General features: G+C 52.6%; 25 protein-coding genes and 2 tRNA genes. 10 read left to right on the forward strand and 17 right to left on the reverse strand.

The annotated features are described in order from the left end of the window. Positions 1-3 precede the first annotated feature (3 nt). A complete protein-coding gene (locus TPANIC_RS03815; protein ID WP_010882216.1) occupies positions 4-1,785 on the reverse strand; it encodes a Na/Pi cotransporter family protein in 1,782 nt (593 codons plus the stop codon). Positions 1,786-1,788: 3 nt separating this feature from the next. On the opposite strand from TPANIC_RS03815, the gene TPANIC_RS03820 reads away from it, so the two are divergent. Further along, positions 1,789-2,613, forward strand: a complete 825-nt coding sequence (locus tag TPANIC_RS03820; RefSeq protein ID WP_010882217.1) for a hypothetical protein — start codon at positions 1,789-1,791, stop codon at positions 2,611-2,613. Positions 2,614-2,652: 39 nt separating this feature from the next. Here TPANIC_RS03820 and TPANIC_RS05350 read toward each other — a convergent pair whose 3' ends face one another. Both TPANIC_RS05350 and TPANIC_RS03830 read right to left on the reverse strand, forming a co-directional pair. Further along, positions 2,653-3,885, reverse strand: coding sequence for a S1C family serine protease (locus tag TPANIC_RS05350; protein ID WP_014342572.1), 1,233 nt, complete (start codon positions 3,883-3,885; stop codon positions 2,653-2,655). Continuing rightward, a tRNA-Lys gene (locus TPANIC_RS03830) sits at positions 3,862-3,934 on the reverse strand. The genes TPANIC_RS05350 and TPANIC_RS03830 overlap by 24 nt, the downstream gene beginning before the upstream one ends. Positions 3,935-4,077: 143 nt before the next feature. Here TPANIC_RS03830 and TPANIC_RS03835 point away from each other — a divergent pair. The 3 genes from TPANIC_RS03835 to nth all read left to right on the forward strand — a co-directional run bounded on the left by TPANIC_RS03835 (position 4,078) and on the right by nth (position 5,583). Next, a tRNA-Leu gene (locus TPANIC_RS03835) sits at positions 4,078-4,161 on the forward strand. Between the two features lie 32 nt (positions 4,162-4,193). After that, a complete protein-coding gene (locus TPANIC_RS03840; protein WP_010882219.1) occupies positions 4,194-4,868 on the forward strand; it encodes an MgtC/SapB family protein in 675 nt (224 codons plus the stop codon). 79 nt (positions 4,869-4,947) lie between these two features. After that, on the forward strand, positions 4,948-5,583 hold the full coding sequence (gene nth, locus TPANIC_RS03845) for an endonuclease III (RefSeq protein ID WP_010882220.1): 636 nt from the start codon (positions 4,948-4,950) through the stop codon (positions 5,581-5,583). A 76-nt stretch (positions 5,584-5,659) separates the two neighbouring features. Here the strand turns inward: nth and TPANIC_RS03850 are convergent, their stop codons facing one another. The 7 genes from TPANIC_RS03850 to TPANIC_RS03880 all read right to left on the reverse strand — a co-directional run bounded on the left by TPANIC_RS03850 (position 5,660) and on the right by TPANIC_RS03880 (position 12,569). Continuing rightward, positions 5,660-6,301, reverse strand: coding sequence for a ComF family protein (locus TPANIC_RS03850; RefSeq protein WP_235214026.1), 642 nt, complete (start codon positions 6,299-6,301; stop codon positions 5,660-5,662). A 187-nt stretch (positions 6,302-6,488) separates the two neighbouring features. Continuing rightward, positions 6,489-6,713 carry a hypothetical protein gene (locus tag TPANIC_RS03855; RefSeq protein ID WP_010882222.1) on the reverse strand — a complete coding sequence of 75 codons (225 nt, stop codon included), beginning with the start codon at positions 6,711-6,713 and terminating at the stop codon, positions 6,489-6,491. 68 nt (positions 6,714-6,781) lie between these two features. Beyond that, positions 6,782-7,690 (reverse strand): nucleoside triphosphate pyrophosphohydrolase, encoded by a 909-nt coding sequence (mazG, locus tag TPANIC_RS03860; RefSeq protein WP_235214027.1) that lies wholly within the window; start codon positions 7,688-7,690, stop codon positions 6,782-6,784. Next, on the reverse strand, positions 7,690-8,334 hold the full coding sequence (locus TPANIC_RS03865) for a DedA family protein (protein ID WP_010882224.1): 645 nt from the start codon (positions 8,332-8,334) through the stop codon (positions 7,690-7,692). Before TPANIC_RS03865 ends, mazG begins: the two co-directional genes overlap by 1 nt. Before the next feature lie 46 nt (positions 8,335-8,380). After that, positions 8,381-10,420 (reverse strand): NAD(+) synthase, encoded by a 2,040-nt coding sequence (locus TPANIC_RS03870; RefSeq protein WP_014342823.1) that lies wholly within the window; start codon positions 10,418-10,420, stop codon positions 8,381-8,383. Between the two features lie 36 nt (positions 10,421-10,456). Then, on the reverse strand, positions 10,457-10,918 hold the full coding sequence (locus tag TPANIC_RS05650) for a hypothetical protein (RefSeq protein WP_010882226.1): 462 nt from the start codon (positions 10,916-10,918) through the stop codon (positions 10,457-10,459). 517 nt (positions 10,919-11,435) lie between these two features. Then, positions 11,436-12,569 (reverse strand): WD40 repeat domain-containing protein, encoded by a 1,134-nt coding sequence (locus TPANIC_RS03880; RefSeq protein WP_014342578.1) that lies wholly within the window; start codon positions 12,567-12,569, stop codon positions 11,436-11,438. A gap of 165 nt (positions 12,570-12,734) precedes the next feature. Between TPANIC_RS03880 and TPANIC_RS03885 the strand changes: the two genes are divergently transcribed. The 3 genes from TPANIC_RS03885 (at position 12,735) to lptB (ending at position 14,862) form a co-directional block, all read left to right on the forward strand. Beyond that, on the forward strand, positions 12,735-13,334 hold the full coding sequence (locus TPANIC_RS03885; RefSeq protein ID WP_010882229.1) for an LptA/OstA family protein: 600 nt from the start codon (positions 12,735-12,737) through the stop codon (positions 13,332-13,334). A gap of 191 nt (positions 13,335-13,525) precedes the next feature. Then, positions 13,526-14,017, forward strand: coding sequence for an LptA/OstA family protein (locus tag TPANIC_RS03890; RefSeq protein ID WP_237249911.1), 492 nt, complete (start codon positions 13,526-13,528; stop codon positions 14,015-14,017). Positions 14,018-14,148: 131 nt separating this feature from the next. Next, the gene (lptB, locus tag TPANIC_RS03895) at positions 14,149-14,862 is read left to right on the forward strand and encodes an LPS export ABC transporter ATP-binding protein (RefSeq protein WP_010882231.1); all 714 of its coding nucleotides are present in this window, start codon (positions 14,149-14,151) and stop codon (positions 14,860-14,862) included. Positions 14,863-14,908: 46 nt separating this feature from the next. On the opposite strand, the gene TPANIC_RS03900 is transcribed toward lptB, so the two are convergent. After that, complete coding sequence (locus tag TPANIC_RS03900) at positions 14,909-15,256, reverse strand: hypothetical protein (RefSeq protein WP_235214031.1); 348 nt, start codon at positions 15,254-15,256, stop codon at positions 14,909-14,911. A 264-nt stretch (positions 15,257-15,520) separates the two neighbouring features. Here TPANIC_RS03900 and TPANIC_RS03905 point away from each other — a divergent pair, with 264 nt between their 5' ends. Beyond that, complete coding sequence (locus TPANIC_RS03905; protein WP_235214032.1) at positions 15,521-16,300, forward strand: hypothetical protein; 780 nt, start codon at positions 15,521-15,523, stop codon at positions 16,298-16,300. A 12-nt stretch (positions 16,301-16,312) separates the two neighbouring features. Here the strand turns inward: TPANIC_RS03905 and TPANIC_RS03910 are convergent, their stop codons facing one another. The 3 genes from TPANIC_RS03910 to TPANIC_RS03920 all read right to left on the reverse strand — a co-directional run bounded on the left by TPANIC_RS03910 (position 16,313) and on the right by TPANIC_RS03920 (position 20,162). Continuing rightward, positions 16,313-17,089, reverse strand: coding sequence for an outer membrane lipoprotein-sorting protein (locus TPANIC_RS03910; protein ID WP_010882234.1), 777 nt, complete (start codon positions 17,087-17,089; stop codon positions 16,313-16,315). 18 nt (positions 17,090-17,107) lie between these two features. Further along, complete coding sequence (locus tag TPANIC_RS03915; protein ID WP_237253588.1) at positions 17,108-19,750, reverse strand: efflux RND transporter permease subunit; 2,643 nt, start codon at positions 19,748-19,750, stop codon at positions 17,108-17,110. 166 nt (positions 19,751-19,916) lie between these two features. After that, entirely contained in the window at positions 19,917-20,162 is a 246-nt protein-coding gene (locus TPANIC_RS03920; protein ID WP_010882236.1) for a hypothetical protein, read from the reverse strand. On the opposite strand from TPANIC_RS03920, the gene TPANIC_RS03925 reads away from it, so the two are divergent. Further along, positions 20,148-21,008 carry a flagellin N-terminal helical domain-containing protein gene (locus TPANIC_RS03925; protein ID WP_010882237.1) on the forward strand — a complete coding sequence of 287 codons (861 nt, stop codon included), beginning with the start codon at positions 20,148-20,150 and terminating at the stop codon, positions 21,006-21,008. The two genes, TPANIC_RS03920 and TPANIC_RS03925, sit on opposite strands and share 15 nt — an antisense overlap. 78 nt (positions 21,009-21,086) lie before the next feature. Beyond that, positions 21,087-22,706: a hypothetical protein gene (locus TPANIC_RS03930; protein ID WP_010882238.1), complete on the forward strand. Its 1,620-nt coding sequence runs from the start codon at positions 21,087-21,089 to the stop codon at positions 22,704-22,706. A gap of 36 nt (positions 22,707-22,742) precedes the next feature. On the opposite strand, the gene metK is transcribed toward TPANIC_RS03930, so the two are convergent. The 3 genes from metK to proC all read right to left on the reverse strand — a co-directional run bounded on the left by metK (position 22,743) and on the right by proC (position 26,073). Beyond that, positions 22,743-23,933: a methionine adenosyltransferase gene (gene metK / locus TPANIC_RS03935; protein ID WP_010882239.1), complete on the reverse strand. Its 1,191-nt coding sequence runs from the start codon at positions 23,931-23,933 to the stop codon at positions 22,743-22,745. A gap of 200 nt (positions 23,934-24,133) precedes the next feature. Further along, on the reverse strand, positions 24,134-25,222 hold the full coding sequence (locus tag TPANIC_RS03940; protein WP_014342584.1) for an FAD:protein FMN transferase: 1,089 nt from the start codon (positions 25,220-25,222) through the stop codon (positions 24,134-24,136). A 59-nt stretch (positions 25,223-25,281) separates the two neighbouring features. Continuing rightward, on the reverse strand, positions 25,282-26,073 hold the full coding sequence (proC, locus tag TPANIC_RS03945) for a pyrroline-5-carboxylate reductase (RefSeq protein WP_010882242.1): 792 nt from the start codon (positions 26,071-26,073) through the stop codon (positions 25,282-25,284). Positions 26,074-26,112 lie beyond the last annotated feature (39 nt).

Below are 26,112 nucleotides of genomic sequence, written 5' to 3' on the forward strand. Positions count from 1 at the left end.
CCACTACAGCATTCGTGCAAGCCAGCGCGAGATACTAAGGGCATAGTTACCGACGGCTTCTATACCACGCACGATGTCCATATACAGGAGCTCCGCCTTTACATCTGCACCCTGCTCAAGACGTCTGCGCACAAGTCCTTTTAGATGGGCCCCCTTGCTTTCGATAGAGTGCGTCATTTGGTTTACGTGCAACACCTGCTTATCTTCCAGTGGACGGTTCAAGTGCGAATACACAAAGTCAACGCACTCATCCACCATGCCGACGTACGGGACTAACTCCTCGATATCATCACGCTTGAGCGGTACATTTCCCTTGATGCTCTTATGGAAGTACAACCCTATACCACACAAATGGTCAGTAATATTTTCAATATCGTCTGCAATGGAAAACATTAATTGCACGTTATGTTTTGCTTTCTCGCTCAAAGAAAGATGCGATGTTTTAATCAGAAAGCGCGAAAGCTGTTCCTGCATTTGATCTGCATAATCCTCTTCCTTTGTCAGGCGTGTTACGATCTCATCAGTAGAAAGCATACACGTTCCCTGAATGGACTTACGGATAGTAACAAGCATACCCTGTGCTATTGAAAACATTTTTTTCAGTTCAATTTCCGCACGAAAAATATGTGCCTCAGCGCTCTCTTTTACCGCAGTTTCTTGAAAAACAAGCTGATACCTTTCTGGAGCGTCGTCATACCGAGGACGAATTAACCACTCTACAAACGCTGCAAGGTGCTTAGTGAAGGGAAACACAATAATAGTGTTGACGATGTTAAACATACTGTGAAAGAGCGCAAGCCGCACTGTGATGTTATCAAAACCCGAATTCTTTGGAGTCAAAACACACAAGAGTGCCAAAACTGGATGAAAAAACATCAAAAAAACCAATGCACCAAACACATTAAACAGCACGTGGACTGCGGCAGCTCTCCGTGCGTTCAATTTACTCCCAATGGCTGCAATTGCAGCATCAATGGTAGAGCCCACATTACTTCCTAATACGCTTGCTGCAGCGAACTCCACTCCGATGACACCACCGAACGCCATAGTCAACACGATCGCAGTGGTTGCAGACGAGGAGTGCAAGATGACCGTTAACACAAAGCCTGATAGGAGTCCTACAAAAACACTGAGCGCACGATCCTCAACTGCAATTTTAAGGAAGGAAAGCTCTTCTACAGAAAGTGGAGGAATGAGCGAAGAGAGCAAACCAAGCCCGGTAAAGAGAAGACCAAAGCCCATGATGCTCTCGCCCAAATGTCCTTTATGCAAGTGTTTAAAAAAAGTCAGAAAATAGCCAATCCCAAAGGCGGGGACAGCGATTGACGCAAGCTTAAACTGAAAACCCACAAGCGCAACAATCCAAGCAGTAACAGTGGTACCGATATTCGCACCAAGAATTACGCCGATTGACTGCGTCAAAGAAAGCACTCCCGCGTTAATAAAAGAAATCGTCATAACCGTCGTAGCCCCTGACGACTGCACAATAGCGGTAACTGCCATGCCGGTTAGCACCGCGAAGAAACAGTTACTGGTCATCACTTGGAGAATTTTGTGGAGGCTTTCTCCAGTACCCTTTTGGATACCGTCACTCATCAGCTTCATACCAAAGAGCATGAAGCCAAGGCTTCCGATACCCTGCAAAAGGACAGCCACAAGGTGCATCGGCGCCCACCATAGCAAAAACAGGGGATACGTATCAATTGTCCGAAGCGGGACACTGCGCCGTACGGACGTATGTTTATTAGTCAATCTCTCTTTTCTCAAATAGTCTCGCCGTGACATCGCTTGTGTGCTACGCTGCGTCCCATGGAAACGCTAGGATTTTGTATGCTTTCTCCCTCCACTCTGCCTTTACGGAAGTGGGGAATCAGGTTATGTCGCGCAGGGTATCGCGCTCTGGGTGCACTGCTGGGTACGGGGGTCTTGGTTTGCTGTGCTTCAAGCACGAACATGACTGTTTCGAACGACTACCCTCCTAAGGAATTAGGAGTCCTGAATGCCTACACGGTCGACCGCTTGCGTACTGCGATTTCTCCACGCGACTTTACCTTTGTGTTTGACCCGCCGATCGACACTGTGCTTATGCAGTTCAAATTCCTACTGGACGGCATTACGCTCTACCTTGAGCGTAAGGACCGTACAGCACTGCGCGAAGCTATTGAGAAGTACTTAGGCGAATATGAAGCACAAACGCTCACGCGGGAAAAGAGTAGTGAGCGGGCGTACTTTGGGACAACTACTCCGCTGATGACCTGGGGTATTCTTGGCTCTGCGCACAATGCCACCCCCACTATGCGCTTTGAGTATCAGTTTATCACTGATGATCGCCCTTATTTTATCATTGCAAACCGCACGATTCCGGGTGCAAATGGTTACAACTGCCCTGCGGTGCGCATTGCACTATCTCCTGCTCAATGTTCACAGGTTATGCAGTATCTCGATCAGGGAAATCTTGACGCGCTGCTAGAGGAAATGGCGCAATCGTTTGAAACGTTTGACACGCAACAGGATCCAAAGAAGACACCAGAGACAGATAAAAACGCCGCCTACAAGGGAAAGGAAAAGAAGGGGAAAAAGGAGGAAAGAGGACCACGCAGCATCATGAAGTAACCAGTGAAAAAGGCAGCCTGCACGGGGCGCGCGACCTCGCTACTCATCTGAGCGTTCTGTGAGCCGCACGGCTACCACATGCTGCCGTCTGCCGCGGAGTACTGTAACGCGAACTTCGTCGTCAGGCTTCTTATCCTCCAACACCGAGTAATAATCGCTCAGATTCGCTACAGGCTGGTTGTCGATGGCGGTAATGACGTCTCCCCCCAAGTAGATAACCGCTGCTCTCCGTCCCAGTCCATAGCGTACGGCCGTCGTGCCACCGCGCAGTCCTGCCTGTGCAGCGGGGCTTCCCCGCTTGACCTGTGATACCAGCAATCCCTTGCCTACTGTAAGCTGCGCGTAGTGAGCAATAGATGCGTTGACTTGCACGAGTTCGGCATCGATTTTGCCGCGACGCACACGGCCGTAGCGAATTAGCTCGGACACTATGCGCTTTGCGGTATCTACTGGCACCGCAAAGCCAACACCAGAAGAACTTCCAGATGTAGAGTAAATAACGGTATTAATGCCTATCATGCGCCCCTGGGTATCCAGAAGCGGACCACCAGAATTCCCAGGATTGATCGCCGCGTCCGTCTGAATCATATTTCTGATGATACTGCCCTTATTTTGAATGGGACGCGCGAGAGCAGAAACAACCCCGACGGTAAGAGTACGCGCTAGTCCAAAGGGATTCCCGATGGCAAGCACCTTTTGTCCGACATCCAAGTTGCGCGAAGAACCGAAGCGGATAACTGTCAAGCGTGCTCCAGGAGGAGAAACAAACTTAAGCACCGCAAGATCATTCTCCCTGTCTACACCCACGACAGTTGCCTTGTACTGGCTGCCGTCGTGTAGCGAGAGATAAATTTTAGACGCACCCTCGATGACGTGCGTATTGGTGAGCACGTACCCGCGGGCGTCAATGATAGCGCCAGACCCAGAGCCACCTTCGAGAGGCACGGGCTCTAAGAACCAATTAACCCCTACCATCTCAGTGGTAATGTTGACAACGGCCTCGTTGGCACTGCGGTAAACGGCGATGTTCTGCCGCTCGTCGACGGTGTACGGGTCCCCCTCTGCAACAACCGTGGAAAAGCTGGCCGCTTCCGAAGAAGAAACGGAGAGGGAATCAGCTGCTTCGAGCACCGAGGACCTAGCAGAGAAGTCGAACCACCTTCCTAGAAAGAAGCCCACCGCGCACGCAGCCGCAAGCGCTGCGACCACCGCAAGAACTCGCACCTTGTTGCGCACCAATCCCACCTCTGAGCCATGATGGATTCGAACCATCGACCCACGCCTTAAAAGGGCGTTGCTCTACCAGCTGAGCTAATAGCCCACGGCGCCACGCGCAGCGCCGCGGGCAGCGTGTATTGGAATTGGCATTTTGTCAAGTACGCCGCCTTTGCATCCCGTGCCCTGAAAGCTGCTCTAATCCCTTGACTAGAAAAACTATATTTCCCACCATGGAAGGGTTTTCTTGCCTCGATGGTGGAATTGGCAGACACGCTAGCTTCAGGTGCTAGTGCCTTCACCGGCGTGGGAGTTCAAGTCTCCCTCGAGGCACTTGCATCCTGCTACGCCCTAAGAGAAAAGTCATGATTACAGATTCCGTTATTGTTGTCCGGCTCTTGCTCAGCTTTGTCTCAGGACTTGCTATCGGGTTGGAGCGCTCCTCAAAGTTACAGGCAGCGGGATTGCGCACTCACACACTCATCTGTGTCGGTGCTACGGGCGTTATGCTCCTGTCCCTCTGCGTAAGTGAGATTACCGGAGACCACATCGGCGACCCCGGGCGCATCGCTGCACAGGTGGTTTCCGGCATGGGATTTCTCGGCGGCGGTGCCATCTTAAAAATGGGTGCAAACGTGAAAGGCTTAACCACTGCTACTACTATTTGGGTGACAGCAGGGATCGGTCTCGTTATCGGCGCAGGGCTGTACAGCGCAGGGGCGATGCTCGTGCTCCTCGTACTGATCACCCTTGCAGGCTTGGATAAAATTGAAAAGTGTGTATTTCCCACTCGCCAGAATAAGCGCCTAGAAATACAGTTCTCCCATCATGAACCTGAAGTCAACGAGGTTATGGAACTTCTTCGCAAGCATTCCATCATCGTCATTTCAACCAATTTTCAACATTCCAAGTCGGAGACAAGCTTTCCTAAGCTCGTCTTGCTTATCAGTGTACCGCAAAAGCTTAATATCCGAAAACTGAACCACGAGGTGCATATGCTTGAGTGCGTCCAGCAGTTCGTACTTCAGGAAACTCTCTGAATCCTGTGCGTTCATTTCCCTCCTTTCCACCCCATGACCTCTTGCACTTTTTAAACTACCTCTCTTTACTGGCACCCTTATGCGTCTATTAGACAGCAAGGGGGTACACGCCGTTTTTGAGCAGCTGCACGCAGCAAACCCGCAACCACAAGGAGAACTTCACTGGCGCAATACTTTTACGCTCCTGGTGGCAGTACTGCTTTCTGCGCAGGCAACAGACAAAAGCGTCAACAAGGCGACCGCTGCTCTGTTTGATGTGGCAGACACCCCCCAAGCAATGCTCGCGCTGGGGGAAGAACGGCTATGCTCCTACATACGGACGATTAATTTATACCCCACGAAAGCACGCCGAATCATTGCACTCAGTGCTGAACTCATCGAGCGCTTCGCTGCCCAAGTACCGTGCGACGCCCATGCCCTAGAGAGTCTACCCGGGGTCGGTCACAAGACGGCAAACGTAGTCCTGAACATGGGTTTTGGCATACCCACAATCGCAGTTGATACGCATATCCTGCGGACAGCGCCACGCATCGGGCTTTCCTCTGGAAGAACCCCACGCGCGGTTGAACGCGACTTGCTTGTGGTCACCCCGCGTGAGTTTCGCATGCATGCACATCACTGGATTTTACTCCACGGACGCTACACCTGCACCGCACGAAGACCACGGTGCACGGAGTGCTGCCTAAGAGACCTATGCTGCAAAAACAACATATAAGAGAAAAATTGCTGGGCCGTACGTCCTGCGGCATTTTCAGGAATTTCTAAAAGAAGTTCGCTAACTAATTGACGCCTCACGCAAAAAAGAACGAGAAACCCTGCACACGCTCGCTGCCCGAGGAGCGCAGCACACGCGCACACGCGTCCATCGTGGCATACGTGGTAACTACGTCATCGATAATCAAGGCATCACGCGGCACACGAGCGTGCGCCCCGAGCTCTATACTCCCTGCAAGATTCTCAACACGCGCAGCGCGCGACAATGTTTTCTGCGCGAAACGACCCTCTACTCGCACCAACGCACGATTAACGGTAAAACCAGCCAATTCTAGTCGACGCGACACGTCCTCAACCTGGTCCCATCCTCTCTCAGCCATCTTGCATGGCCGCGGCGGCACTGGCACCAACTCGGTACTTGCAGTGACGAAGGAGCGCTCACGCGCTGTACGCAAAAAACACCCGGCAATGCGGGAAAAAAGAGCATCAAAATTCCGCTCCTGCTGTGTCTTCCACAACGACATAAGAGGACGCCCCACACCCAGGTACGGCAAAAGTGAAAAGACACGCCAAAGCGCAGGCGTTTCACCCGATTCTCGAAGCGCACGGCAAGAGACGCACAACGCTCGCGCCGAAACAAGCGGCTTGGCACAGCGACTACAGAAATCCTCAGGGTGTTCCAAAAAGTCATGTGCGCGCGCGTACAACCGATCCTGCACACACGAACAGCACAGAGGAACCGTCCCAGTACACCGGGACGCACAAAAAACACAGCGCCGCGGCCCAAGGAAAGAAACATAAGCGCGAGCGACACCATCCCTCGCCCACAACCTCGCGCGAGAAAAAAGGATCACACCCCTACGTCCCTACCTCACACATCAAGCACGAAACACTGACATCAAAAACTTACGGACGACGGTTAGACACCCCGCGCTGCACCATACCCATGAACTGATTCTCGTACCAACCCTGAGAATAAGGCTGGTGAGTACGTATGATAGGGCGCAACTTGTCCTCAATAGACTCCTTACAGTCCTCACACACATCATACTCCCGGAATGTCCAATACAACCTCTCGGGCAGCGAATTGTCCACTTCCTTCCGACAAATATCACACTGCAACGTCTTCATAAGCCCCCTCTTCTTCAACACGCACCCTGCCCGTGCTAACAATTTACACACGGAGACAGGGACGCGTCCTACCGTAGCATATTCCCCAGCTTGTGTCGAGTAAAAAACAGTCGCCGTGACCGTGCGCGCCTGCGCACCGCAGACGCCCGCGTGCGTGCGCGACGTGGTTTATGGCACGCGCGAGACAAAAATACAGAAGTACCTCCAGAAATGGCAGGTATAGAACAGGCACACGAAAAGCGGCGCACGAAGTCCGCATTTGCGCGGATAAGGGCGAGCACCGGATCTACCCCCACAAGATGTGCAAACGATATCACTGCAGTCAACAGCGCACCTACTGCAACATGCGCTGCTTGAGTGGCGGATTGTTCGGCAGAATTCTCTGACATCGCACGGAGTGCACGAAAGGTACGCGCACATTCTCGTACCACCTCCGTGCGTGTTGGACAAAAAAGACGCGCACGCGACGCGTTTTTTTGCATTTTGGACGCGCGCATGAGGGGAGGAACCGTTCGAGGAATGCCCTCTAACGGAGAAGCTGCACGGCGACGCTCCACCTGTGTTTTAATCCGTTCCCACTGATCAAACACCTCCTGTGCTGTTTGTGCTCGCTTCGGATTTTCCGGTCCAGGAAATCCTTCTGTTTGCCCAAATACGTGGGGGTGACGTCGAATTAACTTTTCCGTTAATGCAGTTACAACATCTGCAAGCGAGAACACCCCTCGCTGTTCATACATGTATGCAATCATACACACATTCATCAGCACGTCCCCCAACTCCTCCTGAACGTGAGCATACGACGAATGCTGTGCCTCGCCCTCTTCGAGGATAGCCTCAAGCGCTTCATACGTCTCCTCCAAAAAGGACGAACACATACTTACCGGCGTTTGTGCCAAATCCCACGCACACCCGTCCGGCGCACGCAACCGCACAATTATTTCATACAAGCGATAAAAAGCCTGCGCACACGTGCTCATCACCTCACTCCTACATTAGTTTGTACGTCATCGTGTGTAATTCTCACTCCATCCCCTGTGGTTTTCTGCCGGCGGCCAATCAACACCCGTATACCCAGCACCGACAAAGGCAAAATCACCACCGCAAAAACCTTGAGTGAAATACGCTGTACAGAGCCAAGGAAATAGGTCATCCAAAAGAGCACAGAAATACTACAGGCCGCTGCGAGTGCGTCGTAGCACGCAAAACGCACAAACGGCACACGCACAAACCCCGACGTCAGCGAAACCACATTACGAACCCCAAATGGGACAAAACGCGCAAGCACATATACCCAAAGGCCATAACGCGAAAGAAGTGTGACTATCTTTTGTGCGCGGCAGGACGCGAGCGTCCGCTCAAGAGCAGCCACACGCAACGCACCCTGTTGCAACAGGTATCCCCAAAAATACACCGCATAATCACTTATTAATGCACCTGCATACAACGCTCCTAGAAAGCTCGGCACAGATGCTCCATCCTGTCGACATACTAATGCACTCATGACAATCAGCGCATCTTCAGAAACCGGCACATGCACTCCTGCCAAGAGCAGGCTGACAAACACAACCATAGGTAACGAGTGAATATGCGCTGAAACCCAAGAAAAAAGCGTATGCACCACGCCCTACGCACCTCCATATCAGTTGTTAAAAATCCTGCGTGCCAGTCTATTCCCCACAAGCCAGCTGCTCAAGCTCTGCGCGCCATAGCGCACCGGAAGTGTCGCTGGGAAAATAAAAACCCACACGAGGGGAAAGGTTCACTTCCGTAAGACCGGGCCCATCAGGCACACAAGAACGCTTGAACTGCTGTGAAAACAAGCGGGTAAAAAAAACGCGCAGCGCTGCACATAGCTGCGCGCAAGAATACGCAGTTCCAAACGCATGCGCGGCCACACGAAAAAGTTTTCGAGGACCAAAACCGTTCACCGTTATGTGATACAGAAAAAAATCATGCAATTCATAAGGACCGAGCATCTCCTCGGTACACTGCACAATACGATCATCACAAGGAGGTATGAGCTCAGGACTCACCGGCTGTGCAACTATAGCTGCACAAACGCGAGAAAAGGCAGCACCGCGCGGTGCATAGGGAGAATCAGTTTCACACACAAAACGCTCAGGTACACGCCCAGCATAGGAAATCAAGGCTCGCACCACGGTTTTGGGCAAAGATGCGTTCACTGCGTACAGCGAAAGGTGATCGCCCCCAAAGGTTTCCCAACCAAGCGCACCTTCTGACGCATCTCCCGTACCAATCATGAGCGCATCAAGCTGGTTAGCACGATCTAACAAAATCTGCGTCCGTTCGCGCGCCTGTGCATTCTCATACGTACCGTCACACTGCTGCATCGTATGCCCAATATCATGGAGATGATGCGTCACTGCCGCGCTAATAGAAATTTCTTGCACAGTGCAACCGAGCGCACGCGCAAACTCCTGCGCCGCACCTTTCGTTCCTGACGTAGTACCAAAGCCAGGAAGCGTTAGCGCATAAAGTTGTGTACGCGCAATCGAGAGAAAATCTAACGCGCGCGCGCATATTAGCAATGCACACGCCGAATCAACACCTCCTGAAACACCCACCACCAGGCGCCTACAGCCCATGTGTTCAAGACGGAGTGCCACGCCCTGCGCGGCTAAGTCTATCGTTCTTTGCAAAAAACCGTCCTGCGTGTCTGACGGTGCAGAAACAGCGAGGCACACGGCACCCGTGAGCGGGGGCACCGCATCCTGCGATTTTTGAAAAGCAGGCGGAAAAAAAGGACAGGGTACGCGAGGACGCCGCAGCGTGGCGTGCGCCTTTGACGCTGCAAATATGCCTGCAGGAAGCGTGACGCAGGGAGCCGATGCACCCAGAGTGGTATGTCCGCTACGCGCACGACGACGAAAGTGTACCAAAGACACATCTACGTCCGCACTAACATGCAGTCCACGCACCGCGTGCGCCGGACGCTCCCCCCGTTCTCGCATCTCCTGCAATGAGTCTTGGACCACACACTGCCCACACTCAAAAATACCACTTTCCGCGCCATACACCGCATCAGCACTAGACTCCCCCCACCCCGCATTTACGTACGCATACGCACATTGGTGCTGTGCACTGTATGCCGCAGCGTGCGCAGCAAAAATATCCGGTGTCTGCGCCGTACTTGGCGTACCGTAGGCCTGCAACACCAGCGTGGCAGGTACCGATCCATCCATAGCACCAACACAAAAAGAGAAAAGACCCTCTGCACTTTCAAAACACGTCTGCACATCGTACACCGGCACCGGTGCACCACCGTACAGGACCTCACAGGGCACTTGCATTTTTTGCGCGCCACACGCCGCCAGGGTATCCTGCACAACCAGTGCTAGAACACGACCTCGTGCGACAAGCGCAGTACACACGCGCACCTGAGTGCGCAAAAAACAGGGCACACTCACAAGCGCTAACAGCTGACAATCAGCAGTGCCAGCACACAGTGCAGATACGTGCGTGCAGACTGCCGAAAGCAGCGTATCCTGAGCAAAAAGAGACGCACAGCTACACCCTGTAAGCGAAAGACGGGGAAACAATAGTATGTCCACACCGCATGAAGCTGCACGACGCACCGTCTGAATCATACGCTGGGTATTGTATGCACAGTCCGCAACACGCACCGCAGGGGCTGCAAGCGCAAGCCGCACGTATCCACCCGTCCTATCCACACCACACCCCCTCACACACCCCGGTGTACAAATGAAAAAACTACGAACGCCTTACTCCACCTGTAAAAAGAACACTTCCGTTCGTTCATTGCCTGAAATATCACGCGCGCTAATCGCAAGCTCTGCAGTACCACGCGTGAGCACTACGCTCCCCAAAAACACGCGACCCTTCATCTCATATAACAGGCGTTCATTTAAAAGCGACCCTGACAGACACGCCTGCGAATCTTTCGCCACAATCAACTCGAAGGACACCGCGCTCACTTCCGATCCGTTCACCACAACATGCACTTGGAACGGAGTGAACGTCTGGGTACCATGCTCTAACACATCTGCGACTGCCGCATACAGACGATAGGTTCCCTGCGTAACGCGCCTGTGCACACGGGTGCGCTTGCGTGTATAGACATACCCGTCGGCATCGCGCGGCGCTGCTGTCCCCGAAAGAGCCAACACCCCTGTCTTTCCCGCCAATACCACATCCTGAATGGTGGGCTTTATGGTGTCCGACACCGAAGGCAGCAGGAGCAAGGGATTGAGATACACTTTGTTTTTTGTATCAATCACCTGGAACACAAAACTGTTTGGAGGTGCCCACGCACTTGATCCTGCGTATCCGACCGTTACCCCGGATTCTGCTTCCGCGGTAGAACCAAAATCCTGCGCGTTTTTCGCTTCGCGTAAATTTGCATATACCGTCTGTAACCCGTCTTCATGCGCAAAAATCAACGCATTTCCTAACGCGCCGGGAAAGACACGCGCACGGCGATGTTTTTGAAGTCGCATCACGCAGCGTCCGTACCCCGCAGTACGTACCGCGTATCCACGCTCTCCTGCAGAGTCTGCTCCATCAAAAATCAATCCCTGCTGTAACAGACCTGCGCCCACACTCTGTCCAAAAAGAGACAAAAACTTAGGTTTATCAACAGGCCATTCCAACGCACACAAGCGCCCTTCTCCCATAATCGCGAGCAACAGTACACCCACAAAAATCGTACGCACGCCGGCACACCCCCTCTGTCCCTACCCCTTACGGGATCCCTGCAATGTCAATGCGTGCAAGAAGCATATCGATACTTAGAAAGAATTTTTTTTCACCCTGAGTCAATGACACATCCTGTGCGTCAAACCGCACATCCCCCACCCTATGCACCGCGCGCTCAAAAACAGCAAACCGACACCGCTGCTCCTTCTGGCTTAACACCGTCACAACATCGCACTCAGGCTGCACGCCCATACCAACAACATCCCCAACCAGGGGGATAATGTTTGTCTCTAACCTTTGGCAATCAATCACCCCTACCCCTTGTGCATGTTCAAATACCACATAGCGCCCTTCGGTATCAAAATTCATCAAAAGCTGGTGACGTAACGCGCCCTCCAAATATTGATGGTGAACAATCTTGCACTGCACATCCGCAAGAGACACCAGGATAACGCGCTGCCTGTCCAAACCACACACGCACGCAGCAAGTGTGCCATCTGCAGAGAGAGTCACCCCAAACACAATTTCATATGTGCTCCCGCCCGGATAGAATGCACATCTGACGGTGCCGTCGGCACGTACAACCATCACCTTCCCATCAGAAAACCCGATAACCGCGCCTGCAGCAGAAGAGTGAAACGCGGTTATAGGCGCCGTGTGCAACACACGCCACCGTTGTACACCGCGCGCGTCATAGGAGGAAACAGCATTTCCCCCTGGGGAAAAGAGAAAAAAGCGATCCGCTTCAATATGCACAAAGCCTGGCTCAGCAATTTCTGCAAGGTGTTCCCCAGCAGGGTTAAAAACAGGCGTGCGCACTGCATGCTCAGGATACACCGCCCATGCGTGTGTAGAAGCAGAAAGGCGCTGGGTAACCCGCGTGGCAAACACAACCGACCCCTCATCGGTAAAATAGCCAAAGTACTCCCCCACCATGAAAGGTTGGAGGGTCTGCACTGTGTCAGCGTTCACGCGCACCGCGCGCTCAGGACGCTCTTCGTGCAATTCAGATGCAAGGTCACGTGCCCAAATAGGCAAAAAGTAAGGGTCAGCCCCGAGGGGGACGGCTGCTACGAACATATAGGCAATCAAAAATAGAGCGGAAAAAGAGATGAAATAGCCTTTTTTCTCTTTAATCTTCATAGGGGAGAACGTACAATGGCGCGCGATCTCTTTCAAGTTCGTTCGCCCTTCTTGCGAGGTTTGTTGTGCTTCGCGGCTGTGGGGGCGGGGTTGTTGCTTTTAAGGTGCGTCCTTCTTTCCTACTTGGGACGCGTTGTCTGTCCTTCTTTTTCTGCCCGGGCATCTGTCCGGCTACGCCCGTTGTAGCGTAAAGGAGCGGTAGTGCGCATTCGACTCCTCTTTGCTCCTGTCTCCTGCCTCCTTCTGGTTTGCTGCGCCGACAGCAGTGCCTTACGCTGGATACAGCAACCCTCCGCCACGCGCAACACACCTACCATCGCGTTTTTCCAAGTGACGTTCGATCGCTACAACACTCACCTGTTGGAAACGCGCCTGCATGCTCAAACGCTTGAGTTCTATCACCACGACCAAACCTGGACTGCACGGGACATCCACTTTACACGCTACGACGGCAATGGGCGTGCGAGCGTGCGCGGGCATGCAGGTGTTTTGCTCACTGACTGCGAAGGTACTGTTTTCTACCTCGGGAAAAAGGTGGACTGCTTCTTTCCCCATGAGGGTCTGCGTTTGGAAGGACGCGCATTTCGATGGGAAAATACGCGAGCATTGTTCACAAGCGATCACTTCTCCCCTGTTCGCATCAGCGATGCATCAGGGGCTGTTGTCACCGGGGTTGGTTTATGCGTCAATGCACGCACCAAACGCTTTGTGTTTCAAAATGGCGTTCACATAGACGTCGATCTTGACTCTTTCGCCAAAACCCGCGCGTCACGGTACGCCGCACCGAATCTCAGTCCATGACTCGCGCGTCCTCATACCCTGCTTTTTCACCCGTACCCTTCTTGCGCACTGTACTCCTTGCACTTTTTCTCATGTCCCTGTGCGTGTGGCAACGCGCACACGCGCGAGGTAAGGTGCGCTTTTTTGCAGACAGTCTAGAAGGCTCTGCCGACCCCCACGCCCCACGCACTGTACTCCGCGGAAACGCGCGCATGTACTTTGCCGATTTAGAAATCCACGCAGATAAGATTGAAATTTCCGGCGACGACTATCATCTTGTTACCGCCACCGGCAACGTGCGCGGAGAAAAAAAAACACAGCACCTTACGTTCTCTGCACAATCTCTGCATTTTAGCAGAAATGCGCATACTACCGAACTACTCGGTGCTGCGCAGATTTCTGACAAAAGAGAAAACGTAATGGCACGTGCAGAGCGCATAGTCTACCACGAAAAAAACGAAACATTGCTCTTACAAATGAACGTGTCCCTTACCTACCAAGACCTGCAATGTCAGGCCATGTTCGGTATGTATTACCGCAAAAGTATATTCCTTGAATTAAGCGGTGCGCCACGGGTTAGCGACCGCGGTAATCTTTTTCAGGCAGAACGTATCACGTTGAATATGGCCCGTAGAGAAATTCAGCTACACGGAAAAGTGCAAGGCTCAATTCTCAAACCCTACGAATGGGAACAACACCGGTGACATTTCAACGCTTCCTGTCTGCCGCGCGCAGACTCCGTGCAAAGCACGATGTCACATATACTTTAAAGGCAGAGACAGAGAAAGAAAAAAATATTTCCTGGAATGAATCTCCACCGGGAGAAAAGCGCCTCGTGGCCGCTGCACTCAATAAAACATTTAGAACACGGCACGTGGTGCATGACGTCTCCTTTTCTGTACACCAAGCAGAGATAGTTGGGCTGTTCGGTCCCAATGGAGCAGGCAAATCAGTATCGTTCAGTATGGTAATGGGTCTGTGCCGTCCAGATAGCGGGCGCGTCCTGCTAGACTGCACAGACATAACGCCGCTACCCATACATGTGCGCGCGCGCATGGGCGTGTCCTACGTACCGCAAGAACCGTCTATTTTTAGAAAAATAACGGTAGAAGCAAACGTGCGCGCAATCATGCAAATGCGCCGCGATCTGAGTTACACAGAACAAACCGAGCGATGCGAAGCGCTGCTCAAAGCATTTCAGCTGACCCATGTGCGAAATCAAAGGGCAGACACGCTTTCAGGTGGCGAGCGCAAACGCGTGGAAATTGCGCGTGCATTAACGGTAAATCCACGCTTCTTAATTTTTGATGAACCCTTCTCCGGGATCGACCCTTGCGCCGTGCAGGATATCAAGCGCATTATCGTGCGTCTTGCGCACTCAGGCGTTGGCATACTCATCACGGACCACAACGTACGTGAAACACTACAAATCACTGACCGAGCCTATATCATACACTGCGGCCATATTATCGCCCAGGGCAGTCCACAAGAGGTAGTACGATCCTCTCACGTACGCCAAGTGTACCTCGGCTCTCAGTTCCAGCTGTAAACTACAACGTGTGAAGTAAAAGATGCAGATGTGCCTCGTAAATCTCTCATGTGCCTTTAGCCACGATGAGCACTACCGTATTGAAAACAAGTGCACCCATACCAAAAAGCAGTGCCACGACGGTGATACACAGCAGCCGCCCATACGGGGCGTCACTACGCGTCAAAAAAAAGTAGAGCTCAAAACTGCCCGCACACAAACAGGCAACCACTAACAGTACTGAACAGCCGACACATGAACGTAAAATAATAAACTGGCTTTTATCAAGAAAGTGAGAAAAGTTCCCAAACACATAAAGTAGCGACGCTGCACACAGCAGCACGCCCAGACACACCACCATCCGGTGCAGAAAGTAAACGGCCTCGCGCATACCCGCCGGCGAGTCTCGACCCATAGGGGCGGACCCTACCATAGAGGGCGCTGCCCATTCAATTACCACGGTATGTCTCAGCAATGGACAGTGCAAAAGGACTGCACGATACCACCATATACTGCGCGCCCAAATACTCTTGCGTTGGGATACACAAACTGCTAGGCTCCCCTACTCATGCGTGTGCGGACGTTTTGTTTTTCGCTTGTCTGTGCCCTGGGCGCGAGTACGTACCTTCTGTGGAGGGGATGGCTTCAGCTCTCCCTGCCGGCGGGAAGTTATGGGGTTATGCGATCACGCTCAGGTGGTTACCACCACGCGCTCATCGCTCCGGGGCGATTTCTCTGGCGCTGGGAGCCGCTGCTCCCGTCCAATGCGGAGCTCTTTGCCTTTGAGTTGAAGAAGCAGACGGTCTCCGTCACCGTTCAGGACGTCCTGCCCGCGGCAAAGGAGTACGCGCAGCTGCTTGATCAACACGCACCCTTTGACTGGACTTTAGCGCTCTCGGCGCGCGTTGCTCTCAAAGAAGCTTTCCTGTTGGATACCGTGCAGCGAGAAAGGATCACTGACCAAAACTCGCTCGAGCGATACGTGGACACTACAGCACAAGCGGCACTCACCCAGGTGTCGCACGATTTCATCGCGCGCTGCATGGCCGACCCAGCCCTCTACGAGCGCGTTCACACGCAGTACGGGCTTGCCACACGAGAACTGAAACGCGCAATCGAAAAAGAAATTCCCCACTGCGCAATTTCAGAGGTGGTGCTTTCCGAGGTACACATACCAGACATGGTCCTGTACCACACTGCAGAGCAGGCCTACCGCGCGTTCGAAGCGAAGCGGTCCGAACACCTCAGTGCACTCGCGCAGCAAGCGGCAAAGCGCAGCGCACTTGAGAACTTTGAAATGCAACGCCTCACAAAGTGGGGTGAGTTTTTTCAGCGCTACCCAAGCGTCATCGACTTCCTAAACGCAATACGGCAGGATGGCGCCTCGACGCTCGAGACGCTCAAGAAGGGCTCGACCGCCAGCCACCGAGCCATACCGCACGAAGAAACAACACGCTAAAAGCCACAACACTCACCGATCGGTTTGGGTTAGATACTCAGGGGTAAACACCTTCTCAGGGATGTCCATGTGATACTCAACCTTCGTGAGGTGAATGGTTGTAGTACTGCGTTGGGCGATCGTCTCGAGCACAACCGTCTTTGGTGTATCTACACCCTGGATAGTCTCGTAATCAGAAAGCGTCATGATCTTCACGCGCTTGTCTTTTTTATCGAAAAATTCCCCTTTCACAAAACGACCTGTTTCCTGCTCTATCCACAGCAACGCCCTGACGTACCGCGCCTGGGGCTTGTGTGACAGTGTCTGAATGCGCACGCACATCTTTCCCCCGTACGACTCCGTACCGTCGAGCGTACATTCATCAAGATCAGCAACCCCACCAACAAGCGAAAGATCGTGATACGAAAAATCCGTCCCCATAAACGAAGCGTGGGCATCCCCCCCTGTAATGCTCCTGACGCGTGCGAGTTTGGGCAAATAGAGGTACTGCTCCCACGCCCCGTCCTTTTTCTGCAGGGATAAGAAGCGTGTTCCCCTCACGCTCAACGGAGACAAAAACTCTATAAGAGTCTTTTGCTCTCCACTCTTTTCATACCGGGTATACTGTTTAAGTACTAAGGTACTCACCGTCTTACCCGCCTTCCGGACAACCATGCGGGCTTGCGTACCCATTGTGCCTGTTTCCGCCGTTTTCTTAAAGCTACCCATCACATCTGTTGCACTCTGTGCCCACATCGAACACATGCCACCAACTACCGCGCACAACGGCACATATGCTATCCGTTTCATGCATACCTCCCTTTGGTTCTATCGTGTGATGAACCTTGGTTTGACCACATTCAGTAAGGTAGGAAGGAGCGTGAGACTCGCCACTGAACTTGTAAGCATAGCCAACACCATAAGCAAACCAAAATCAGCAAGAACATTGAACTTTGAAAGCATCAGCACTGCAAATCCCGATCCTACAGACAGAACATTAAAAAGAATTGCCCGCCCTGAACCATAGAATGTTTGTGTCAGAAAATCTTTTCCACCACACTCCTTCCACGCGCGCCGATACGCCGCCAGATAGTGTATCGTATAGTCGACCCCAATACCGCTTGAAAAGCCTGCCACCATCGTGGTGCAAATGTTCAGCTTAATGCCAAAAAATCCCATAACCCCAAAGTTCACCAACACAGATACTCCTAAAGGAAGGGTACCGATTATACCAGCAAACAGCGAGCGGTAATGTACTGCGATGATGATAAAAACTACACACAAAGAAAAAACCAGTGAAATCAGCTGAGATTGTACCACCAGATCATTCAAGGATTGCTCAACCAATACTGAGCCGCCAAACTCAGCGTGCACGTCTTGAGGAAAATTTTCCCGGATAAACTTTTTTACTGCCTCAATGACACCGTATGAGTCTTGCTGACCCTTAGTTCCGAGCTGGATGTTCATCTTTAACGCACGGGGGTCTACGGCACGATCCACCAGACCCAACCCTTTTCCTGAAAGCAGTAACAAATACCCACTGATAATTTCCTGCAATTCCTCGCTCGTTTTCACCCCATATTTCTTAGGATCACACGGTATCTCATAATACGCGCGCCCATCGTAGTTCACCGCCTTCTCAAGAGCCTGCACGAGCTGCTGCGCATCTGAACGATCAAAATCAGAATCCCGCACGGCACTTACCAGCATACCGACTGCTTGACGAAAATCATACGATGACCCCGGCGCCGCCAAGGAAGTACGTGACGTCTCCGCCCGCGCAGGTTCCTCATGTCCGCCCGTGAATGTTTTAAAAACACCAAAGTCATCCGTACCACCGCGCACCACATCTGCAGACTGCGCCTCCAGGCCTCGCGCCGACGCGTCTGCGTTGTACACTTGGTTAATGCGCTTGATAAGCGGGACGAGAGAAATAACCTTTCCCACATGCTCCACCCGCGTTTGTAAAAACTCAGTCAGATCATCCATAGCCTTCAGTACATCCGGACGTGCTACACTGCCATCCCGCGCAGGGGTACTCACTAATACGGTGAGCGATCGAGAACCACCGAAGTGCTGCTGCATAAAGCGATCAGACTGCACCACTGTTACCTCCGGCTCAAAGTATTCCGTAAGCACGTTGTCAATTACCAAACGTGACATCCCCACCAGGGAAAATACAACAGCAAGGAATGCAACAAACAACACCGTCCGATAGTGATGGGCGATTACCATCAGCGTACCGGTGATCGCCGTATCCATGTGTTCATGACCGGCATCGGGAGCATGCGCACACACACGCGATTCAGGCCCACGGATAATGAGGAGCGAGGGGATAAGCATGAGCGCCACTGCAAACGCAGACGCCACGCCCACGCTTGCGAACACGCCGAACTCAAAAATAGGCACAACAGAGGTAAAACAAAAAGATACAAAACCAACGAAGGTGGTAAGTGCAGACAAAAAAACTGGCTGAATTATTTTATCCACTGCCTCCACGATGCGAGCGCGATGCTCCTGCCGGGTGGAGCAGATACGCGAGGAGGCGCCGTAAAAATACGCACTAACTATATGAATGCCGTATGCGCTCCCGACGGCAATAAGAATTACAGGCAAGATGGCAGAAAGGATAGAAAGTGGTATGGCACACAAAGCCATAGCTCCTAAGGCCCACACGGTAGATATGACCACTGTCAAAAGGGGCAAGAAGATACCCGCCAGGCGGCGAAACGATACAAACAACGCCACGATTATTATGAGCACCACAAGCGGCACCAGGAGCGTTAAATCGTGCGTCGACGCCTCATTCCCCATTTCGTTAAAAACAGTCACCCCTGTGACAAAAGTCTGAGCGTCACGACTTTTCCACGCACCGAGAATGCGTATGATCGCGCGACAAGCTGCCATCGCTTCAGGTGAACTACTTTCTTCGTTGGAGGTGTCTAGAAACACGACTATCTGCATAGAGCGTAGATCGCGCGAGACTAGACTACATTCATAGAAATCCCAATCTCGAAGTTTTCGATAAACGCCCTGTACCTCTTCTGCACTTCCGGAGAACTCATCAGGAACAACACGCTCACTGATAATATTTCCTGCACGCAGACCAAGGTATTCGGCAGACAGGAGTGAGAGAGTACTCTCCGCCCTCACCAAGGGGACCGCACTGATGCGTTCAATAAGCGACCGCACGTCCGCAAGAAAGACAGGATCAACGACGGAAGTATACTCACGCTTAATACCAATGAGCACAGGAACTTGGGAGCCGAATGTGCTATCGATGCGCTGATCGGCGATACGCACCGAGTTTTCCTTGGGGATAAAGCGAAAATTATTATTGTCCAAGCGTAGCGTGCGTAGCTGGACTGCAAAAAAGAGCGTCAGCGCGCTAAGCACCGCAACAAGCACCCACGGGTGCGCGTAAAACCTCTCAAGTAGCCGACGCCTCGTCAGTTGCCTGGGTATCTTCATACACCTCATACGCCTTCCCCACATTCCCTAATTATCTTCTCCCACATCCCTCCGTGGAAAGCTAAGACGGCAGTGCACGCCAAGTACAGCTACGCCGCGCACAAGCTCAAACAAGGACAGAGCCACTCAATCCACAGTGCACACACAGCCGGACGCAACCGGCAACCTATCTCACGCACGAACCTAACCGGGGTAACTCTGCTGCAGAGGTCAACAGGACGGGGATTCTACCTCCGATTTGCACAACGTTCAAGCACTCACGTACGCAAGATATACGCACCGCTTTTTCCTCAAGTGCACCCGGCGTATTCCGATACCCCTTACCAAGCACGGGGTGCAACGGCAGGGATGCCAGGGCGGCTGGTCCGCTTGAAAGCACCAAAAGGAGTAATGCTTCATGATCATCAATCACAACATGAGCGCTATGTTCTCTCAAAGAACGCTCGGACACACTAACTTGTCCGTCCAGAAGAACATTGAGAAGTTGTCTTCAGGACTGCGCATCAACCGGTCAGGGGATGACGCTTCGGGTCTTGCAGTTTCTGAAAAGATGCGGAGCCAGATCCGTGGTTTGAACCAGGCGTCTACAAACGCGCAGAACGGCATCTCCTTCATTCAGGTTGCGGAGGCGTTTTTACAGGAGACCACCGACGTTATCCAGCGCATTCGCGAACTGAGTGTGCAGGCGGCGAACGGTATCTACTCCGCAGAAGACCGTCTCTACATTCAGGTAGAGGTCTCTCAGTTGGTAGCAGAGGTGGATCGCATTGCCAGCCACGCTCAGTTCAATGGCATGAACATGCTCACTGGTCGCTTCGCGCGTCAAGGCGGGGAGAACACTGTAACTGCATCCATGTGGTTCCACATCGGTGCAAACATGGACCAGCGCACGCGTGCGTATATCGGGACCATGACTGCAGTTGCCATGGGAATTCGGGATGCAGGTGACGAGTCGGTCATGAATATCGATTCTCCTGAAAAGGCCAACCGCGCAATCGGTACGCTTGATCAGGCAATAAAGAGAATTAATAAGCAGCGCGCTGATCTCGGTGCCTACCAGAATAGACTTGACCACACGGTTGCCGGTATCAATGTCGCGGCAGAGAACTTGCAGGCAGCTGAGTCTCGCATCCGCGACGTGGATATGGCAAAAGAGATGGTAGACTACACCAAGAACCAGATTCTGGTGCAGTCTGGGACTGCTATGCTTGCACAGGCGAATCAGGCTACGCAGAGCGTTCTAAGCCTCTTGCGTTAGTTCTTCTCACCGCTTCGAAAGGCCGGCGCTGCGCGCCAGCCTTTCTTCTAAAGAGCTTGTCTACGCACCTGGGATGTCATGCGCACACTCACAGAGCTTGATAAAAAAGTACTGAGGGCGGAGTTTCCCCAGCTGAGTTTTAGCGAAGATGCCGACATCGACCGGTATTTTGAACTAAGATCCCTTGGAGATCAAAGACAGGCACTGGATATCTACAACCGCACGCTTTTGGTGAAATACCCTCAGAAGGAGCGTAGGGTACTCCTCATGTCCTATTATCGCAAAAGGGACGTGCGGTTTAAGGAAGTGCTTGCCGATGCCCTAGCAGAGCTCGCTCAGAAGAAAATCCAAGAAATAAAGAAAATTATTGATTTTTTCGCCGCCGCGGTTGCGCCCCTCGACCTGACCGACGTGCGCACGCTGATCCGAGTTTGCGAAAAGATTGTGCGTTCTATTTCTCTCAACCGCTTTGAGTCCGTTCATTTCTCCAGAAAGCACACGCATTATGCACAATGGCTGCTCTACCGAGAGAAAGAGATGGAAAAGGCTGCAGACATCATTCGCATGTACGTTACCGACACGCTTTCTTCTGTGCGAACATTTAGGCAGGAGTCACACACGCGCGCAACCTACGGCTTTTGCACAGAGGCTCACGGTACAGATACCTCTTCAACGATAGATTTTTCACAACTGGTGTTCACCGCAGAACAGGTACGCACCATTGAAATCGCGAAAACTATTACAAAAATTGAAGATCGGGTACTTGCGTATGCAATCAAATACTGGCACAGATACGATGATCGAGCCTTTGAGAACACCGTGCTACTGTACAGCAGAAAGTATAAAACACATCACTACAATATCTTTCATTCAATTAAAACTGGACGGAGTCACCAATGGAAAGACGAAGATATTTTGCACTTGGTGCTCGCGCACGTCGCCTCAGGGTATTACTACAGCATCAGTGGTGATCTGTATTTGCAACGAAACTGGCACTGGTTAAAAGCGCGCCTGGTAGAACGTGCGGAGCATCATCATCAAAAGGGTAAAAAAGTGCCTGCGACTCACAGACGATCTTCTACTCCGCATGCGCGCAAGACGGCGGGCACGCGTGCACGGACTCGTGCGCGTAAGAAAGAGTTACCTGCCCTTCCTTCGGAGAAAATTAGTAAAAAAGATAGTGGGGAATCAAAACAGAAAGATGAAACAGCGGGAATGGAAAGGGTTTTCCGTCACAACACAAAGAACGTCCGCACGTGCAGTTCCCGTGCATCACGCACAGGAACACACGCGGAGGCAAGACATTCCGATATCGTCACTTCCTCTCCCGTGCACCAGGAGGGAGCTGCAACCGTAGAGCGATCTTCCCCACCGGAAGAGACGGTCGAATCCATCGCACACATTGTTAAAAGAATCACCGGGAAGGACTACGGCGTGTATCGCGAATTGTTCTTCAAAGAGGTCCGGACCGCCATTCGTACGGTGCTCAACCGTGCAACAGTACGCCGTGGTCTGCGCCTACGCGCGCGCAAAAACAATGCAGAAGACACCATCTATCACTTTTTGCACACGCACTACGATGACCCCTACCAACGGTGGCCCAACAGTCATGAATACCAGCAGGTCCATACCCTTGGGTTTTCCATACATTCCCTAGAGCCAATCATCGTAACATGGGCAGAAAGTGAAGGGCTGTAACGATACAGGCCCCGCGCAGACAAAAAAGAAACGAAGCTACTCTTTTATCTGGCCAGAGAGCGCGAACGGGCGCACCGCACGCTGTAAGTCGCACACGCAGTCTGTGCGTTCCCAAGGAAACTGTTCGCGCCCAAAGTGACCATACACTGCAGTCGAGCGGTACCGAGGCGCACACAGGTCCAACGTGCGCACGATACCCGCTGGGGTTAAATCAAAAATCTCTTTCACCGCGTGTGTGATGTGTGACTCAGATGCGCGCGCCGTTCCAAATGTTTCTATCCGCAGCGAAACCGGATATGGTACGCCGATTGCGTATGCAAGCTGCACCTCACAGCGCTCAGCAAGGTCGGCTGCCACAATATTTTTTGCAATATAACGCGCCATATACGCTGCAGAACGATCTACCTTAGATGCATCCTTACCTGAAAAGGAGCCTCCTCCATGGCGGCCCATTCCCCCATACGTGTCTACGATGATCTTTCTCCCGGTCAAACCAGTGTCCCCAAAGGGACCGCCAATGACAAAACGACCGGTTGGATTGATAAAAAAACGCGTGTTTTCATCTAACAGACCTGTAGGTGCAAGCGCCGGACGCACTATCTCCTCTATGAGCGTTTCTCTAATGGTTTCGTATGAAGGTGACGGATCATGCTGCTGAGAAAACACAACCGCACTGATACGTACCGGTCGATGTCCCTCGTATTGTACGGTAACCTGACTTTTTGCATCAGGACGCAGCCACGGCACACGGCGTTCATGACGAAGCGTGGCAGCATAGCGCACAACCGCGTGCGCGCACATGAGGGGGGCGGGCATAAACTCCGGCGTCTCGCGGCACGCAAAACCAAACATAATCCCCTGATCCCCTGCCCCCTGCGATCCTGCAAACTCCTTCAGTCCTGCACCGTGCACCCCCTGCGCAATATCAGGCGACTGATGATGAGTCATATCAAGAACAGCCATGGACGCTGCATCAAGACCGACATCAGCGCTTACATATCCAATGTCAGCGGCAACATCACGCGCAATTTGGGTAAGATTAATATGCGCCCGCGTGCTAATTTCACCTCCAATCAGGATAAGGGACGTGGAGGCAAAAGTTTCGCACGCAACACAACTGTGAGGATCTTGCGAAAGACAGGCATCAAGAACAGCGTCAGAAATCTGGTCGCACAGCTTATCAGGATGACCCTCACTCACAGACTCTGAGGTAAAAAACGTCTCCATCACTGTACTCCTCGATTCAAAATTACGCAGCTCACTGAACCTAGGAGTAAAGGGTGCACTCAACACCTCTTGTCAGCGCTGCGCTCATCTTTGCCTACACCCTGACATCTGACCGAACCCCCGCGCACGCATCCTGCACACACACCATGATGAGGACAGTCCGCCACACTTTTTTACACACGAACAGCACACGTGCTGTCCTAACGCTCTAACACGAAACGTGCATCGAGCACACGCACGCGATCGACAATCCCTGCACTTGCGCGCACGCGCTTGTCAGGAAAAATAAACAGCGCGTCAACACCGGGAAATTCACGCAAGAGCGCACAGCTTTTCTCATACCCCAATACAAAACAGGCGGTAGCAAGCGCATCTGCATCTGTGGAACGGGGTGCAAAGATAGACACAGAATCCACATCAGTGTGTGCCGGAAACCCGGTAACCGGATCGATGATATGATGGTAGCGTACCCCGTCACGCTCAAAGAAACGCTCGTACGCACCAGAAGTCACCACCGAGCAATCGCGCACCGACACCACCAGTGCAGGCTTCTGCCCCGTGCCGTGCGGATCGCGAATACCCACGTTCCATTCCAACCGCTGCGCGGCTGCTGAGCGCACATCTCCATACTTAAGACCAAGGGCAAAAATATTTCCTCCCAGATCAACGAGCGCTGAATCCAAAGCATGCGCAGTGAGCAGTTGTACAATCTTGTCCGCAAGGAATCCTTTAGCAATGGCGCCCAAATCCAACTGCATGCCCGCTTGTGCCAACTGTACCGTGTGTGGCGCGCCCACCGATACCCCAGCGCGCAGGTGCACCTGACGAAAATCACAACGTGTCAGCGCCTCCTTGAGCGCGTCGGGGTCAGGGACAGCAGCACGGTCAAAGCCAATATTCCAAAGCTTGACTACCGCACCTAGTGCGGGGTTAAACGCACCCCCACTCTTTTCTGCAAAAAAAAGCGCACGCTCAAGCAACGCATACAGCGACCTGTCAACAACAACCGGTGCCGAACCTGCCTGAGCGTTTAGGGCAGCAAGCGCAGAGTCATCACGGTTAGCACTCAGCACCATCTCCTGTTGTTGTAGCAGCGTGAACACCTCCTCAAGCGCCGCGTGCACTTCAGCAGCAGGTCGCTTAGAGTACACGCGCACGCGACAGAGCGTACCGATAACAAGCTCCGCACGCGAATACTCGCGCACGCGCGCACGACCGCCACAGCTCCCCACTCCACACAGAATACAAACGAGAACCCCGATCCGCCAATATACGCACGAACTTTTCACAAGGGTGCAACTGTACTGTCAGCAGTCAAAAAAAACAAGCAATGCACCCTGCCCACCCCTTAGGAAGAACTGAGCGCAGCGCGCACCGCGTGTATAACTGCACGGCGCAATCCCTGCTCCTCTAACGCAAGCACCCCGCGAATAGTACTCCCTGCAGGAGAGCACACGCGATCTTTAAGTTGTGCAGGATGTACACCACTGTGCTGTATGAGCGCTGCAGTCCCTTCAAGCATGTGTGCCGCAAGCCGGTACGCTTGATCGCGCGCCAGGCCATAGCGCACCCCTGCGTCAGCGAGCGCTTCTATAAACTGCGCGGCAAACGCCGGAGCACAGCCTGCAATCACCCCTGCGATCGCAAAGTACGCGGTGTCCACCACCTCTACCTGTGCAACTGTGCGCAGCACTGCTAAAAGCGCAGCGTGCTCATCGTGGTGCAGGGTGTGGCGCGCTTCTGCAATGATCACCCCCCGCGCCACCTGACAAGGTAAGTTCGGCAAAAGTGACAGGTGACGGATACCCTGATGAGGGTCCGCGGCAAACAATGCCTCGTATGCAGCGCAAGACATACCCGCCGCAAGGGAAATAAGCACTTTTCCCTGAAAGGATTGGCGATCGCGCAGTACCGTGCTGATTTGAGATGGTTTGACTGCAAGAAAAATCCATTCACTTTTCTGTACCAGTTCCTGAACTGACGCGCAGGCACCTATGCCCAAAGATGTACACTGCGCACGCAACTTTTCCTGATTTAACGCACAGGCGTACACTTGAGCCGCTTGCAGCGCTCCTGCGTGCACCAACCCTTCTGCCAGCGCCCGTCCCATTGCTCCAAAACCCAAAAATCCCACGTTCATGCTGCGCTCCCCCTATCCGACACGGAAAACCAAATGCTC

The sequence above is a fragment of the Treponema pallidum subsp. pallidum str. Nichols genome (genome assembly GCF_000410535.2).
In the GTDB taxonomy this organism is placed as follows: Bacteria; Spirochaetota; Spirochaetia; order Treponematales; family Treponemataceae; genus Treponema; species Treponema pallidum.

Coding starts and splice junctions, on each gene's coding strand:
- TPANIC_RS03815 (WP_010882216.1), bottom strand. CDS start 1,785: ATGTCACGGCGAGACTATTTGAGAAAAGAGAGATTGACTAATAAACAT.
- TPANIC_RS05350 (WP_014342572.1), bottom strand. CDS start 3,885: ATGGTTCGAATCCATCATGGCTCAGAGGTGGGATTGGTGCGCAACAAG.
- TPANIC_RS03840 (WP_010882219.1), top strand. CDS start 4,194: ATGATTACAGATTCCGTTATTGTTGTCCGGCTCTTGCTCAGCTTTGTC.
- nth (WP_010882220.1), top strand. CDS start 4,948: ATGCGTCTATTAGACAGCAAGGGGGTACACGCCGTTTTTGAGCAGCTG.
- TPANIC_RS03855 (WP_010882222.1), bottom strand. CDS start 6,713: ATGAAGACGTTGCAGTGTGATATTTGTCGGAAGGAAGTGGACAATTCG.
- mazG (WP_235214027.1), bottom strand. CDS start 7,690: ATGAGCACGTGTGCGCAGGCTTTTTATCGCTTGTATGAAATAATTGTG.
- TPANIC_RS03890 (WP_237249911.1), top strand. CDS start 13,526: ATGTACTTTGCCGATTTAGAAATCCACGCAGATAAGATTGAAATTTCC.
- TPANIC_RS03900 (WP_235214031.1), bottom strand. CDS start 15,256: ATGGGTCGAGACTCGCCGGCGGGTATGCGCGAGGCCGTTTACTTTCTG.
- TPANIC_RS03905 (WP_235214032.1), top strand. CDS start 15,521: ATGCGATCACGCTCAGGTGGTTACCACCACGCGCTCATCGCTCCGGGG.
- TPANIC_RS03910 (WP_010882234.1), bottom strand. CDS start 17,089: ATGAAACGGATAGCATATGTGCCGTTGTGCGCGGTAGTTGGTGGCATG.
- TPANIC_RS03915 (WP_237253588.1), bottom strand. CDS start 19,750: ATGAAGATACCCAGGCAACTGACGAGGCGTCGGCTACTTGAGAGGTTT.
- TPANIC_RS03925 (WP_010882237.1), top strand. CDS start 20,148: ATGATCATCAATCACAACATGAGCGCTATGTTCTCTCAAAGAACGCTC.
- TPANIC_RS03930 (WP_010882238.1), top strand. CDS start 21,087: ATGCGCACACTCACAGAGCTTGATAAAAAAGTACTGAGGGCGGAGTTT.
- metK (WP_010882239.1), bottom strand. CDS start 23,933: ATGGAGACGTTTTTTACCTCAGAGTCTGTGAGTGAGGGTCATCCTGAT.
- proC (WP_010882242.1), bottom strand. CDS start 26,073: ATGAACGTGGGATTTTTGGGTTTTGGAGCAATGGGACGGGCGCTGGCA.